At 41.9% G+C, this 14,196-nt stretch carries 14 protein-coding genes and 1 pseudogene; 9 read left to right on the forward strand and 6 right to left on the reverse strand.

Annotated features, from left to right (window positions below):
* The 3 genes and pseudogenes from CVN76_RS26325 to CVN76_RS26335 all read left to right on the forward strand — a co-directional run.
* Positions 1 to 228: pseudogene (locus CVN76_RS26325) on the forward strand (hypothetical protein); the annotation flags it as partial.
* Positions 221 to 955 (forward strand): hypothetical protein, encoded by a 735-nt coding sequence (locus CVN76_RS26330; RefSeq protein ID WP_100533668.1) that lies wholly within the window; start codon positions 221 to 223, stop codon positions 953 to 955. The pseudogene CVN76_RS26325 and the gene CVN76_RS26330, both read left to right, overlap by 8 nt.
* A gap of 102 nt (positions 956 to 1,057) precedes the next feature.
* Positions 1,058 to 2,356 (forward strand): arsenic transporter, encoded by a 1,299-nt coding sequence (locus tag CVN76_RS26335; protein ID WP_100533669.1) that lies wholly within the window; start codon positions 1,058 to 1,060, stop codon positions 2,354 to 2,356.
* Positions 2,357 to 2,548: 192 nt separating this feature from the next.
* Here CVN76_RS26335 and CVN76_RS26340 read toward each other — a convergent pair whose 3' ends face one another.
* Both CVN76_RS26340 and CVN76_RS26345 read right to left on the reverse strand, forming a co-directional pair.
* Positions 2,549 to 3,100 (reverse strand): chromate transporter, encoded by a 552-nt coding sequence (locus tag CVN76_RS26340; RefSeq protein WP_100533670.1) that lies wholly within the window; start codon positions 3,098 to 3,100, stop codon positions 2,549 to 2,551.
* Complete coding sequence (locus tag CVN76_RS26345) at positions 3,100 to 3,687, reverse strand: chromate transporter (protein WP_100533671.1); 588 nt, start codon at positions 3,685 to 3,687, stop codon at positions 3,100 to 3,102. Before CVN76_RS26345 ends, CVN76_RS26340 begins: the two co-directional genes overlap by 1 nt.
* A gap of 445 nt (positions 3,688 to 4,132) precedes the next feature.
* On the opposite strand from CVN76_RS26345, the gene CVN76_RS26350 reads away from it, so the two are divergent.
* The 6 genes from CVN76_RS26350 to CVN76_RS31520 all read left to right on the forward strand — a co-directional run bounded on the left by CVN76_RS26350 (position 4,133) and on the right by CVN76_RS31520 (position 10,077).
* Positions 4,133 to 4,372, forward strand: a complete 240-nt coding sequence (locus CVN76_RS26350; protein ID WP_100533672.1) for a hypothetical protein — start codon at positions 4,133 to 4,135, stop codon at positions 4,370 to 4,372.
* Between the two features lie 100 nt (positions 4,373 to 4,472).
* The gene (locus CVN76_RS26355; protein ID WP_100533673.1) at positions 4,473 to 5,246 is read left to right on the forward strand and encodes a carbon-nitrogen family hydrolase; all 774 of its coding nucleotides are present in this window, start codon (positions 4,473 to 4,475) and stop codon (positions 5,244 to 5,246) included.
* 476 nt (positions 5,247 to 5,722) lie between these two features.
* Complete coding sequence (locus tag CVN76_RS26360) at positions 5,723 to 7,078, forward strand: APC family permease (RefSeq protein WP_100533674.1); 1,356 nt, start codon at positions 5,723 to 5,725, stop codon at positions 7,076 to 7,078.
* A gap of 26 nt (positions 7,079 to 7,104) precedes the next feature.
* Positions 7,105 to 8,730, forward strand: a complete 1,626-nt coding sequence (locus tag CVN76_RS26365; RefSeq protein WP_100533675.1) for an amidohydrolase — start codon at positions 7,105 to 7,107, stop codon at positions 8,728 to 8,730.
* A 34-nt stretch (positions 8,731 to 8,764) separates the two neighbouring features.
* Positions 8,765 to 9,664 carry a carbon-nitrogen hydrolase gene (locus tag CVN76_RS26370; RefSeq protein ID WP_100533676.1) on the forward strand — a complete coding sequence of 300 codons (900 nt, stop codon included), beginning with the start codon at positions 8,765 to 8,767 and terminating at the stop codon, positions 9,662 to 9,664.
* A gap of 275 nt (positions 9,665 to 9,939) precedes the next feature.
* Positions 9,940 to 10,077 carry a hypothetical protein gene (locus tag CVN76_RS31520; protein ID WP_185113114.1) on the forward strand — a complete coding sequence of 46 codons (138 nt, stop codon included), beginning with the start codon at positions 9,940 to 9,942 and terminating at the stop codon, positions 10,075 to 10,077.
* A gap of 101 nt (positions 10,078 to 10,178) precedes the next feature.
* Here the strand turns inward: CVN76_RS31520 and CVN76_RS26375 are convergent, their stop codons facing one another.
* The 4 genes from CVN76_RS26375 to CVN76_RS26390 all read right to left on the reverse strand — a co-directional run bounded on the left by CVN76_RS26375 (position 10,179) and on the right by CVN76_RS26390 (position 14,166).
* On the reverse strand, positions 10,179 to 10,811 hold the full coding sequence (locus CVN76_RS26375) for a class I SAM-dependent methyltransferase (RefSeq protein ID WP_100533677.1): 633 nt from the start codon (positions 10,809 to 10,811) through the stop codon (positions 10,179 to 10,181).
* Between the two features lie 161 nt (positions 10,812 to 10,972).
* On the reverse strand, positions 10,973 to 11,332 hold the full coding sequence (gene uraH, locus CVN76_RS26380; RefSeq protein ID WP_061143229.1) for a hydroxyisourate hydrolase: 360 nt from the start codon (positions 11,330 to 11,332) through the stop codon (positions 10,973 to 10,975).
* Entirely contained in the window at positions 11,329 to 12,831 is a 1,503-nt protein-coding gene (pucL, locus tag CVN76_RS26385; protein ID WP_100533678.1) for a factor-independent urate hydroxylase, read from the reverse strand. The genes uraH and pucL overlap by 4 nt, the downstream gene beginning before the upstream one ends.
* A gap of 15 nt (positions 12,832 to 12,846) precedes the next feature.
* A complete protein-coding gene (locus tag CVN76_RS26390) occupies positions 12,847 to 14,166 on the reverse strand; it encodes a nucleobase:cation symporter-2 family protein (protein ID WP_100533679.1) in 1,320 nt (439 codons plus the stop codon).
* Between the last annotated feature and the right edge of the window lie 30 nt (positions 14,167 to 14,196).

Below are 14,196 nucleotides of genomic sequence, written 5' to 3' on the forward strand. Positions count from 1 at the left end.
ATCGAGAGTGAATCTTGGTATAATCGAATCCGTGAAGATGGCGATCACAAAGAGAAATTCCCTTATATCCTGAATGGGACAACCGCTGCAAAGGGGAGCGGACTTAAAGCAATCATTTTCATTGAAGAAGATGGCAGGGGAATCCTGATTACACCTAATAAAGGGCGTCAAGTCTACTTCAGGCTCAAGGAATCGATTTTGACAGGAGGTGATGGGGAAAATGGCTAAAAAAACAAAAAAGATTATTTTACTAGCTGCGATATTATTGATGATCGGTGTTCTTTCATTTACTCAATTACCTAAAGACCCTGACCCTTTCCTATCGGATAAGCAAGTCATCAAACGCATCAACTCATTTTTTTCTGAAGCCCAGCCAAAGATCATTCAAGACCGTATCTTTTTGGATGATACACATGTATTTGTTCCTTTTATTAGCGAGGATGATGGGTATGGGATGAGCTTTTGGATTTGGAAGAATAATAAATGGAGAGCAGCTTCCGTGAATGAAGGAGGTGAGCCTCAGGTTTGGAATGGAGAAAAGAAATCAAAAATCATCTGGAATATCAATCCTAAAGATGAAGTTGGCGAAATCAGGTTTTTTCTAAAGAAAGAAAGGGAATTCATGGTGGCGGATGGGGTGGATACCTATCAACCAGGAATGGAAATGATGCACCGGATTACGCTTCAAGAAAAAATGTACGGAGTCGAGGAGTATCCTGATCATTGGCAGGAGCTTATGACACAATATGCGAAAATACAGGCCAAAGATGGACAGAATGAATTTCTGGCGCTGGGCGACGGATTGCAAGTGTTCACTGGTTTTTATGATGCCAAAGGAAAGGAGACATTTCCTCAAACCTCCTTTACCGGGAATGGCTATTCGACAGGAGATGATTTCGTCGATGTCCCATTCCTTGTCCAGGTGCATGAGAATGAGCTGGAAGGGGAGTATTGAATTGTCAGGACTTTGTTGAAGCGTCCGGATTGTGTCTTAACTATTATTCTTATATAGTTAAGAGATAGTTTCGTAGAAGGAGTTGCGAGTGGTGCAGATATCATGAGTTCGATAGTATTGGCGATAATTATTTTTGTTGTCACGTTGGTTTTGGTTATTTGGCAGCCCAAGGGTCTTGGGATAGGCTGGAGTGCGTGCGGCGGGGCAATCATTGCGTTGATGTTCAATGTCGTTTCTTTTCAGGATGTAAGTGATGTAACGCAAATCGTCTGGAATGCGACATTGACGTTTGTAGCGTTGATCATCATTTCGTTAATATTGGATGAAGTGGGTTTCTTTGAGTGGGCAGCGCTCCATATGGCTCGTGTTGCTGACGGCCGCGGTGTCCGTTTATTTGTATTGGTATTGATTTTGGGAGCCATAACCGCTGCGTTTTTTGCCAATGACGGAGCAGCCTTGATTTTGACTCCAATCGTACTTGCAATGGTACGGGCACTGAATTTTGAAGATAAAATGGTGCTGCCATTCATCATGGCAAGTGGATTTATCGCAGATACGACGTCCTTGCCCTTTGTCATCAGCAATCTAGTGAATATTGTTTCCGCAGATTTTTTTGGGATCGGTTTTGGCGAGTATGCCAGCAGGATGATCGTTCCTACTTTGATCAGTCTGGGAGCAAGCATTTTGGTCCTGTACTTATTCTTTAAGCAACAGATACCCGTTACATATGCAGCAAAGCATTTAAAGAAACCGGCAGAAGCGGTCAGGGATGCAAACATGTTCAAGATTTCCTGGCTGATCCTTGCGATTTTGCTTGTTGGTTACTTCGTTAGCGAATTCATCGGCATTCCTGTATCTTTCATTGCAGCTGCGATTGCGCTTTTCCTCTTATTGCTGGCAAGGAGAAGTCCTGCAGTGAACGTAAAAGGTGTAATGAAAGGGGCACCGTGGAATATCGTTTTCTTTTCGATCGGGATGTATGTAGTCGTGTACGGCTTGAAGAATGTTGGATTGACCAGCTTGTTAGCTGATGTCATTCAGGCGACGGCGAATCAGGGGTTATTTTCGGCTGCGATCATCATGGGGTTCATCGCAGCGGTTCTTTCTTCCTTCATGAACAATCTGCCAACAGTGATGATTGACGCATTGGCCATCGCCGAGGTACAAACAACGGCGCCAATTAAAGAAGCGCTGATCTATGCAAATGTGATCGGTTCTGATTTAGGACCGAAAATCACCCCGATAGGATCTTTGGCCACGTTGCTGTGGCTGCATGTTTTAAAGGGAAAAGGTGTCAAGATCACTTGGGGGTATTATTTCAAGGTCGGTTTCATCCTAACCGTACCCACCTTATTGATTACATTGATCGGGCTTTACTTTTGGCTCCGGATCATTCATTAAAGATAAGGCCGAGATATCGGCGGGACAGTTTGCAGACAAAAGGGGTTCGGAATTCTTAAAAATCCGAGCCCCTTTTGAATTTTCTCCTTTAGTTAAGAAATGAGCTCAATGAGTCCACTATGCAATCAATTTTTAAACTTTAAATTAGTATCCTTTTGTCCATAGTCTGCAATCCCGCTTTAATGGCGGGATTTAAGTGAGCGGAATGACAAAGCCGCCGTAAGCAAAGGCAAGGACGATTACGAATGCTGGATGGATCTTGAATTTACCTAAAGCCAAGAAGGCCAATCCTGCGATGATGATTGAATGGATGTAACCAATGGAACCGACGGCATCTGCGGCCATGCTCCAGGTAAGCAATAACATCATGATCGTGATTACGGGCTGTACCAGTAATGACATCCCTTTTACGACCGGTGATTCCTTGTATTTACGCAGGATTTTCAATAAATAGATCAATGCCACTGCGGAAGGGATGATGGTGCCGGCCAATGCAGCTAAGAAACCTGGCCAGCCATACACATCATATCCGACATATGCGGCAATCTTGGTGGCAATCGGACCTGGAAGGGAATTTCCCAGCGCGAGCATTTGTGAGAATTGGGTATTATCGAGCCAGCCGTAACGGGTTACGATTTGATCATACATAAGCGGGATGGAAGCTGGACCTCCGCCATATCCTAGAAGGTTGGCAATGAAGAACGCAAGAAAAACAGCGACCCCGATCGGGATGAAAAAGCCCATTAGGCAGATCCCTCCTTCCGATCCATCTTTTTACTTTTCAATTTTTCTTTTAATGTAAAGTGGAACGCTCCATACAAAAGGAAAATCATGATGACGATACCTGGGTGAAGGGAGACCGTCTGGAGCAGTATGAAAGAAATCGCAAAAAAGGTGATGCCAAGCACCATCCCTAAACCTTTTATCGCCTTTTCGCCAAACTCATAAGCCATTTGACCAAGCATGACGGCAACAACTGGCATGACAGCAGCGATCATTGTGCCGACCATTGCTGAATTGCTTAGCACATTAATGAATCCAATCAGGAAAACCATTGCAAGACATGAAGGCAATACGTGTGCAGCCACACTCAAAAGTGCTCCCGGCCAGCCCTTCAATTGATAACCAAGGTATGCCGCCATCTTGGTGGCAATCGGCCCTGGAAGCGTATTGGCGATCGCCAGCGTGTCACCGAATTCATCATCATCGAGCCAATGATATCGGGAAACGGCTTCATGACGGATGAGCGGGATGACAGATGGTCCGCCGCCAAAACCTAAAATGCCCGTCCTCAGCATCCCGATCGTTAATTCCGAATATGGATTTTTCAAAGCGGTTCCTCCTTAAAAACTTAGCATTCATTCCCAAGAATATGAACTAATGATAACAAAAATCCCTTTCGCATAGTACATGAAATGATGATAATCGTTGTGTAATCGGTGTATGAAAGCTTTTTAATGGGATCGGAAAAACAAAATGAACTTCTTTTGGTCTTCATGTATGAAATTTGGATCAAAGGAGCTGCAAGAACCATAATCAAGAAAGACCTAATGTTGCCAAAAATGCAATAATGAAATAACACTAATTCAAGTAGCGGTGAGCGAGAAGAATTTTTTGTTAGCTTGTAATCTAGGTTACACTGTCCATTTCCAACATTGGGGTTCGAAAAAAATTTTGAAAAATGAGAATATATCATTGGCTTGTGTCTGGCATGTTAGTAATATGTATACATGACACATGCGAGGATTTGACAAAATAGTAGATTCGATTGTTCATATGGCAAAAATACAATTATATCCAATCGGGAAGGAAAGTCCAACGCAATATAAAGTGTATAAACAGGTTAAAAAAGGTGGCAGTACCGGTGATGGATTATTTACTGAAATTCAATTAGCTGAATGGTTAAATATTTCAAGAACATCTCTAGCGAAAGCCATTCGAGTTACTGAAGGAAGGATTGCTCGTTTGCATGCCATAGAAGGGTTTAACGGTAGTAAAGATTGCTTTATCCGATAGTATGAGCGGGTCCAAATGGTGGATGAATTTTTACCATCCTACCTCAGGTGTGAGTGAGGGAACTAATATAAAAAATCTAAATAAAAAGGATGTTGCAGAAATGAAAATTGCATCAATACAATTGGAGATTAAAGATATTGAATCAAAAAATGATCGCATAGATCGCGTCGAGTCAATGATTGACGGATTAAAAGGACAAGATTTAATTGTTTTGCCAGAAACGTGGGCAACGGGGTACTTTTCTTTTGATCGTTATATTGATGAATCGGAAGAGTTGAATGGAAATTTTGTACGGCGATTCTCCTCAAAGGCAAAAGAGGTCAATTCATATATATTTGCAGGGAGTTTTATAGAAAAAAACAATGGAAAATATTACAACACGAGTGTCCTGTTTTCTCCGGACGGGACACTTATAGGTACCTACCGAAAAATGCATTTGTTTCAATATGGTTCAAAAGAGGGGCAAATATTGACGAGGGGAAATGAAACGACTGTAGTGGATACGGAATTCGGGAAAGTTGGCTTATCAACTTGTTATGATTTGCGATTTCCTGAATTGTACCGCGCAGAAGTGGATCTTGGAGCAGAAATGCTTCTTGTTACATCTGCTTGGCCGCATAGAAGATTGGAGCATTGGAAATTATTCAATTCAGTTCGGGCATTGGAAAACCAGTGCTTCTTGATTTCAAGCAATTGTGTTGGCAATACTAATGATGTTCTGTTAGCTGGCCATAGTCAAGTGGTTGACCCATGGGGGATTGTTGTGGCTGCAGGAGGAGATGAAGAAGCCATTATTAAAACGGAGATTGATCCATCTCAGATTGCTAAAATTCGGGATGTGTTTCCTAATTTGAAGCACCGAGTCTTGGAATGAGAGGTCCGTTTCTGCTTCAAAGAACAATAAAAAGGACCAAAAAATCATAGGTATAACATCATCCATCATTAAAAAGGCTTCTCGTGAATTTACATAACGAGAAGCCTTTTATCTCTGATATTCTTATGCTGCGTTGGACTAAGTATTTATGGATAATTATGGTATTTATGTCTTTTGCGCACTGGGAGTATGTTTTACATGATAAATGAAATCAAACGTTTGCTTTTATCTTGAGCGGTGATGTGAGCATCATTCGGGATCAAACAATAGTCGTGGAAACATTATTTTCGCCCACGACTCAGTATGCAATTTTGAATAATTGATGTAGGGGTGCATAAAGCTAAACACCTAATGAATAATCTGTTTATTGTAATTATTGCGAAAATACATAGTCCCAATCGTCAAGAAATCTTTGCTCGGCTTGGTATGATATTTGCATATTAGTTGGTTAAGTATGATTAAGGGTGGAGTGATACATGGAGAATGCAAAATTAAGACGTTCGTTAACAGTATTTCCTCTCGTGATATTTGGGTTGGCTTATATGGCACCGACCACCGTCTTTTCCACATATGGGGTAGTAGCCGAAATAACGAAAGGGATGGTACCTGCTGCTTACATCATAGCTTTGGTGGGCATGTTGTTTACAGCCTATAGCTATGGCCAGATGGTTAAGGCCTACCCGGTTTCTGGTTCTGCGTATACATTCACTCAAAAGGCCTTTAATCCTCATCTTGGTTTCTTGGTAGGTTGGGTCATCCTATTGGACTATTTATTTTTGCCGATGATTAATGGATTATTGATTGCCATTTACTTAAACGCATATTTTCCATCCATTCCTTTCTCTGCCTGGTTAATTGGCTTTGTCCTTTTAATCACCTTCGTCAATATCATTGGTGTGAAGATTGCAACCAAAATAAATATTTTATTGGTCGGCTGTCAATTCTCAATCATAGCGATATTCACATTCCTATCCATTAAAGGATTACTTACCGGAATGGGTTCAGGGACATTATTCATGCATTCACCATTTGTGAATGGAGATATACCGCTATCCTTGGTATTGGCAGGATCTTCTATTCTATGTTTATCTTTTTTAGGATTTGATGCGGTCACCACATTTTCAGAGGAAACGATTAATCCGAAAAAAACCATACCAAGAGCCATTTTCCTGGTAGCATTAATAGGCGGAGGTCTGTTTATCGCCATCTCATACATCTGTAACCTCGTTTATCCAAATTTCCAAGCTTTTAATAATCCAGATTCCGCTGCCTTGGAAATTGCCATGTATATCGGAGGGAATTTATTTCAATCCATTTTTCTAGCAGGATATATCACGGGGGGCCTGGCATCCGGTCTATCAGCCCATGCGAGCGTTTCACGGCTTTTGTATGCGATGGGGAGAGATGGCGTTCTTCCTAAAAAAATATTTGGTCATATTCATCCCAAATTCCGGACGCCAACACACAACATCATCTTAGTGGGTATTTTTGCTTTATCTGCTTTATTCGTCGATTTAGTGACAGCATCCTCCTTTATTAACTTTGGCGCGCTCGTGGCATTCACATTCGTGAATCTTTCGGTTATTTCTCATTATTTTATTAGGGAGAAGCAAAGGGACGGGATCAACACACTAAAATATCTTATATTGCCGCTGATGGGGGCAAGTTTCACCATTTGGTTATGGACTAGTCTTGATTTAAAGGCACTTTTCCTTGGACTGGGATGGTTTGGAATAGGTTTCATCATGCTCCTTTTCAATACGAAAATGTTTAGTAAGCGGCCACCAGAGCTTTCTATTGACAGTGTGGCGGAAACTGAAATTCAGGCATAAAGCAATATTCATCGAGGAGGATATAAATGGGAAAAGCAGACATCGTACTTTCTGGTCAACATGTTTTTACTGGGTTACAAGATGAGCCAATTCAAGCAGCTATCGCCATCAAAGAGAATAAAATTATGGAAATCGGTTCGATAGAAGAAATCACGTCATTGATTGGCGATCAAACAAAAGTCTATGACATGGAAGATGGACTGATCATTCCAGGATTTCATGATTTTCATATGCACATCATGATGGGAAGCATTTTACAGGAGGATAGCGCCACATTATTTACCGCAGCTTCAGAGGAAGAGGCAGCAAAAATGGTAGGTGAATTTGCAGAAACGAGACCAAATGATGAGTGGATATTTGGTATTGGCTGGGATCATACCAATTGGAAAAACAAAGTGCTCCCACATAGATCAACATTAGATAAATATATTTGTGATCGTCCTGTTTTATTATTCAATGCAGAAGTGCATTATGCCTGGATCAATAGTAAAGCAATCGAAAAGATTCAATTGACGAGGAATACCCCCAATCCCGAATATGGAGAAATTGGAAAAGATGAAAATGGGGAGCTGACTGGCCTTCTGTTTGAACAGGCAATTGGTTTTGCATCAGAACATGCATACAAGTTACCGAAAGAAAAACGGGAAAAACTTTTTCAAGGTTTCCTCAATGAAACCAAAAGGTTGGGAATCACATCCGTTAATGATTTATACGGAGCTAAAATTGCGCCAAATCCATTAGATGATCTTGAGATTTTCAAGGAATTCGATCAAAAAGGGTTACTCACAACTAGAATCCACTTTTCGCCGGAGTTAAAAATGGATTTAGCTGACGCAATGGAGTTACAAACAAATTATCAGTCCGATAAGCTTACCTTTTCGGGATTAAAGCAATTTATAGATGGTGTGGTGACAAGTCATACCGCTTTTTTATTGGATCATTACAAAGATCGTCCCGATACGAAAGGGGGAACCACCTATCCTCCTGAAACCATTAAACAATTGGTGCTAAGGGCAGATAAGGAAAGATACCAAATTCGTTTCCATGCCATCGGGAATGGGGCTGTCCGCTTGGCGTTGGATGCGTTTGAAGACGCAAGAAACGCAAATGGAGAAAGAGACGCCAGACATGTCATTGAACATGTGGAGGTATTGCATCCTGACGACGTCCATCGCTTTAAGGAGTTGGATGTCATCGCTTCCTTTCAGCCCAAACATATTGAATTGATGGAAAGTGAGGCATATACCGCCAGGATTAGTGAGAAGCAGCAACCTCTTTATTATCCTGTCAAAACGATAGTTGATACAGGTGCAAAAATTGCCTTTGGTACAGATTTTCCTGTCGTGCCCCTAAATCCTATGATGGGCATTTATCAGGCGATCACCAGAAAAGATTTGGCAGGGAAGGCGTGGCAGGAATCGGAAGGCATAACAGTGGCACAAGCGTTAAAATCCTACACGGCCATTCCGGCATTCGGGTCTTTCAGGGAAAAAGAATTAGGCACATTGGAAGCAGGGAAGATAGCGGATATCGCAGTGCTGGATAAAAATTTATTTAGCATATCGACAGAGGAAATCCTGGAAACAAAAGTGAAAATGACGGTGATGGACGGAAAGATCGTGCATGAAAGCCAGGCGGTTCAAACGGTATAAGTTGAAAAAATAAATAAAGTCAGGTAGTGAGAAAATGTCAAAAGTAACAGTTGGTCTTATTCAAATCCATTGTGGAGAAAATATCGAACAAAATATTCAAAAAACGATGGGAAAAATAAAAGAAACGGTAAATAAAGGGGCACAAATCGTTTGCTTACAGGAATTATTTTCTTCGCAATATTTTCCGCAAACGGTTAATGTGAAAAATTATGATTTAGCGGAAGAGACAGATAGCAGTACTTTGGTGGAAATGGGTGAATTAGCAAAGGAACTGGCAGTCGTCTTGATTGTGCCATTTTACGAAAGGGCTGGTTCTGGAGTTTATTTCAATAGTGCAGCTGTATTTGATGCTGACGGCGAATGTTTAGGGATTACAAGAAAAAATCATATTCCGGATGGTCCCCAGTATCATGAAAAATATTATTTCGTTCCAGGTAATACTGGGTATCCTGTCTATGAAACAGCTTATGGGAAAATCGGAGTTGGTATTTGCTGGGATGAATGGTTTCCGGAAGCTGCCCGAATCATGAGCTTACAAGGTGCAGAAATCTTATTCTATCCTTCTGCTATTGGTTCGGAGCCGGATCATCCCGAGATATCAACAAGATCATCGTGGGAAAAAGCGATTTCCGCTCACGGCATTTCTAACGGTGTATTTGTCGCAGCGACAAATCGAGTCGGGCAGGAAAAGGACATGAATTTTTACGGTGGGTCATTCATAAGCGATACACTAGGGAATATCCTGGCTTCACTTGATGAAGAGGAAGGGATCATTGTACAAGAAATAGATTTGAAAGAAATAGAAAGAACGAGAAATATGCTGCAATTCTTTAGAGACCGTCGTGTCGATACATATGCCCCTATATTACAAAAAGAATTGCTTCCAACCCCACCCCCATCCAAACTGGGAACAACCAAAGTGCTTTTTAGATAGTCCAAGTGAAAAAAAAATAATAGGTACGCTGCTTTCAAGGATTACGTTCGGTACCAGCCGGACGTAATCCTTTTAATTTTGCCTTGAGGGGAATTAAACATTTGTTGTTCTGTTTATTGTGATGGGGGAGGGTTAGCGAAGACCGATTTTGGAGATAATAAAGGAAGAAAATAGTCCGTGAATTTCAAAAAAATGTATGGACGGGGAAAAACTTTTGTTATATATTATTAACAAGATAAAAATGTTGTTATATAACAGAGAGGAGGGTCAAGGTGATGAATATTCATGATAAAGCCTATGAAAGTTATTTAAAGATTTGTAAAAGGTATGAAATCGAGTCGATAAACTTCGACCATTTCATTAAAAATTTAACCAAAGACCAGTTGGATGAGTACAGCAAGTTAGCCGTATAAGTGAAAGGGCGTGTTTGCACGAGATGGATCTCCCGGTTGATATAGATGCAGAAGCAAGTTAGAAACCCCACCAGTTGCGATTGGGATCAGGTGGGGTTTTATTATGTACGTTCTTTTTGACATTTCACCATTATAAATGGAAATGGAGGCTTATTTTCCATATTTTTATGGGGCTCAACAATTTCCGAAATTTCCATCAGGCCATATGTTCCAAATTCTTGTTTTATCGAATCGGAATCATAAAAAAACATTTTTAGCCCATCGAAAATCTCGAAATAGTCTTTCCCTATTTGCTCACCCTTTCCAAACATGGGGGCTTCTTTTGAAATAGTGATGAAAATCATGTATCCATTAGGCTTTAATTGATTGTAGCAATCTAAAATAAACTTCTCTCTCTCACGCTCATTCAATAAGTGAATAAGGGCATAACAGAATATACCATCATAAAGTTTGTTATCAAAAGGCATATCAGTGACTGAACCATGTATATAACGAATAGTAAGCCCGCTTTGCTTTGCCAATTCAATCGCTGTTTTTGAAATCTCAATACCTGTTACATCCATTCCATTATCAATGAACACCTTTGCATTCCTGCCATATCCAATACCAGGAATCAAAATATTCTTCACTTTTTTTTCAAGGAAAAAGTCCTTTGTGAAGATTGCCGAGTCTGAAGGTTGATATCCCCACATCTCTTGATTTTCTATAAAGCTGGACTCCCAGAATTCTGTCATGGCTCAAGCTCCTTTACAATATTAGCTCTCGCATTCCCATTCTTTATCTTCTGAGAAATTATATCAAATTAACCCGATGATTTAAAACATGGCCGAAGTTCAGTCTAACAATACGATGTAAGCAACAAAGAAACTGCCGGAGAAGAAGTCCGGCAGTTTTTTTAGCTTCCCCGATAAACCTGATAGGCCCATGGGGAAATGATGAGCGGTACATGATAGTGAGAGGATGGCGAAGATAGGCCAAAACGGACGGGAACCAGGTCCAAAAAGGGTGGCTCGGGAAGTCCGAGGTTTTTTCTCCGGAAGTAATCTCCGATATGAAAGACGATTTCGTAGTTTCCCATTTTCGTATCTTCTGCTTTCAGCAGCGGGGCAGCGAGCCTTCCGTCCGGATTAGTGACGCTTGTCTGGAGCAGCTGCCAGCTAGCCGAGGGTGATTCACAATAGTATAATTCGATCGTTACATTCGCCGCAGGCTGGCCCTGCATTACATCCAAAACATGTGTAGTTATCCCGGTCATATCCACTCCTTGCCCGCTGCTTTTGCAGCAGCAAAAATATTGTCGTTTTCGAGATGTTCCCTTTTGACGGTGAAGACTTGAAAGCCGAATGGTGGACGAGGCTCGGTATACACTTTTCCCATGGAGTCCGAGATGATCGGAACAACGGTATCCCATGTGTGATTTTGGGATTCGAATGTAACCTCAAGAAGCTGTGGGAATCTAGTTAAAATCCTGCAGCCGATTTCAAAAATCAGATTTTGGATGGATGGTGTTTCCAATTCATGAAAAACGGATGTAGCGATATCGGTTACCTGCTCGGCAGCTACGTATTTTGAAGGGTCCGTACCAAATGCATCTTTTTGATCCTCATAAATCCAATGGAGATTCAGGTAAATGAAAAGCGGACGGTTCCCGTCTTCAGGAAGCGTCGTATACTCATCGCGGACAAAACCGACAAAAGAATTTCCGCTTACCTTGATTAATTGGAGATCGAGGATGGAACTGCACTGCTGGGTGATTTCGTTTCCATTTTCGCCGCGGATGGTTTCAAGGGAGGATTGCGCCCGTTCATTGCGGGATTTTTTGAATACGAGGTCACTCTGTTTCAATGGAGTGCCTGTCGCTTCAGTTACTGCTTCAAAAGGAATGTCTTCGGCCATCAATTTGACAGTATCGATTTGCGGATATTTATTCAGGAAGGCCTCTGACACGTATGAAGCGAATCCTTCCAATGTAGTCCCCGTGAATGTCGCTAAATGCCTTTGGATGAAGTTCTTCATTGAATCGGTCGCAATGACCATGGAATTGTCTCCTTCCGTGAAGGAAGGAAGAAATGCCGAGCCGCCTACGGATACTTTAACATTGGTGCCAAAAATGATATGATCCCTGCCCGAAAAAGTTGATTCTGGAATTTGTTTAATTCCGGTCAAAGGAATTGAATAGGTGCGATAAGCGAAAACATTGCCTTTTCCGTAACTAAGTGATTGGGCAGCAGATTTATTTTTCATGGAATTCTTCCCTTCAATTTTAAGTTTATCCTGTAAACGGAATAGGGCTATCCGGTAAATCTCAGCCAAAGCCTTATCGTACTCAGCCGTCGTTGTATGGTTCATCCTTGTTAGCATGGATTGATAGATGTCATTTTTATCTTTGCCTCGTACAGCCAGGATAAATGGAAAGCCGAACTTCTTCATATATTGCCTGTTCAATGATATGAAATTTTCATATTCAGCGGCAGTAAGGTCGCCTAAACCGGCACCATGCTGTTCCAAAAGCGAATCATTGCTCATTTTTACTTTGTCTCCAAGGTTGGGGTGCTTCCTGATTAGTGCCAGCTTTTCCTCCTTTGATGAATTCCTTACTATAGCCTCGAGGCATTGATGAAGGTTCATGATGGAAGAAAAGGGCCTGCTTGCTGCCGCTTTCTTGGCAATCCATGGTGAATGTTCGAAAGTATCACCAAGGAACTTCGTGAATTCCTTTTCGCTTTGTGCATTTAGCTCCGCAAGTGTGATCATTTTTTTCCTCCTTTTTTATATACTTTTGGCTATTAACCGATCGGAATCGGGGATCGTGCCATCACCTTTGGCCGTCTCCTTCCTTGGCGGGGAGAAGATCAAGTTCAGGATGATCGCAGTCAGGCTTCCAGTAATGATTCCGTCACCGACGACAATCCGGATGGCTTCAGGAAAACTGGAAAATAACTCGGGAACGACAGTGGCACCCAGTCCAAGTGAAACGGAACAAGCAATGACCAATAAATTGGCGTTGTTGGAAAAATCGACGTCGTTCAACATTTTAATTCCTGAAGAAATGACCATTCCGAACATGATCACGGTTGCACCCCCGAGAACGGCCGTAGGAATCAGTGTAGCGAGCGCTGCGACTTTGGGTGTCAGCCCGAGTCCGATCAAGATGAAGCCTGCAACGATGGTGATCGTTCTTTTTTTGACTCCTGATAACTGAACGAGGCCAACATTTTGTGCGAATGTACTATATGGAAAGGCATTGAAAATCCCTCCTAAAGTGAATGCGATGCCTTCTGCCCGGTAGCCTTTGACTATATCCCTTTCGGTTAATACTCTACCGGTTATTTTTCCGAGGGCAAGGAATGCGCCGGTGGATTCAATTAAAATGACCGTGCCAACCAGCAGCATCGTAAGAATCGGGGCAATTTCAAACGTGGGCGATCCAAAGTAGAAAGGGGCAGGAATATGGAACCAAGATGCCTGGGCAACGGTGGAAAAGTCCATTTCACTAAATGCCGTTGAAGCGATCGTTCCGGTGATGATGCCGATGAGAACGGAAATGGAGCGGATGAATCCTGTGAAGAAGCGATTGATTAATAGAATGACAGCAAGGACGCCGAAGGAAAGCATTAAGTTTTCTGCTGAACCGAAATCTTTGTTGGCTGAACCGCCGGCCATATTCTTGATTCCAGTGGGCACTAAGGATAATCCAATAATGATGACGACGGTACCGGTCACGACAGGGGGGAATAATTTAAGCAGTTTACTGAAAATATTGGAAAATAAAATGATGAATAAACCAGCTGCGATGATCGCTCCATATATGGCGGAAATGCCATAATGGCTGCCGATGGAGATCATGGGAGTGACGGCTACGAAAGATGTCCCCAAAACGATGGGGAGGCCTATGCCAAAAAATTCATTTTTCCAAGATTGCAATAGTGTAGCAATTCCACAGGTTAATAGGTCAATGGCAATCAGGTAGGCGAGCTGTTGAGAGGTGAGCCCCAATGCAGCGCCGACGATGATTGGTACGAGGATGGCTCCTGCGTACATGGCAAGAACGTGTTGAAGACCTAACGAGAAGGTTTTGGACTTATTCATATAAAAACTCCCTTCCTTCACTTAATGTTA

It is taken from the genome of Bacillus sp. mrc49 (assembly GCF_002803435.1).

Bases quoted from the DNA above. Each gene is read 5' to 3' on its own strand.
- CVN76_RS26340 (WP_100533670.1), bottom strand. From the start codon at position 3,100: ATGGGCTTTTTCATCCCGATCGGGGTCGCTGTTTTTCTTGCGTTCTTC.
- CVN76_RS26330 (WP_100533668.1), top strand. From the start codon at position 221: ATGGCTAAAAAAACAAAAAAGATTATTTTACTAGCTGCGATATTATTG.
- CVN76_RS26375 (WP_100533677.1), bottom strand. From the start codon at position 10,811: ATGACAGAATTCTGGGAGTCCAGCTTTATAGAAAATCAAGAGATGTGG.
- uraH (WP_061143229.1), bottom strand. From the start codon at position 11,332: ATGACCGGGATAACTACACATGTTTTGGATGTAATGCAGGGCCAGCCT.
- CVN76_RS26355 (WP_100533673.1), top strand. From the start codon at position 4,473: ATGAAAATTGCATCAATACAATTGGAGATTAAAGATATTGAATCAAAA.
- pucL (WP_100533678.1), bottom strand. From the start codon at position 12,831: ATGATCACACTTGCGGAGCTAAATGCACAAAGCGAAAAGGAATTCACG.
- CVN76_RS26370 (WP_100533676.1), top strand. From the start codon at position 8,765: ATGTCAAAAGTAACAGTTGGTCTTATTCAAATCCATTGTGGAGAAAAT.
- CVN76_RS26350 (WP_100533672.1), top strand. From the start codon at position 4,133: ATGGCAAAAATACAATTATATCCAATCGGGAAGGAAAGTCCAACGCAA.
- CVN76_RS26390 (WP_100533679.1), bottom strand. From the start codon at position 14,166: ATGAATAAGTCCAAAACCTTCTCGTTAGGTCTTCAACACGTTCTTGCC.
- CVN76_RS26365 (WP_100533675.1), top strand. From the start codon at position 7,105: ATGGGAAAAGCAGACATCGTACTTTCTGGTCAACATGTTTTTACTGGG.
- CVN76_RS26360 (WP_100533674.1), top strand. From the start codon at position 5,723: ATGGAGAATGCAAAATTAAGACGTTCGTTAACAGTATTTCCTCTCGTG.
- CVN76_RS26335 (WP_100533669.1), top strand. From the start codon at position 1,058: ATGAGTTCGATAGTATTGGCGATAATTATTTTTGTTGTCACGTTGGTT.
- CVN76_RS31520 (WP_185113114.1), top strand. From the start codon at position 9,940: ATGAATATTCATGATAAAGCCTATGAAAGTTATTTAAAGATTTGTAAA.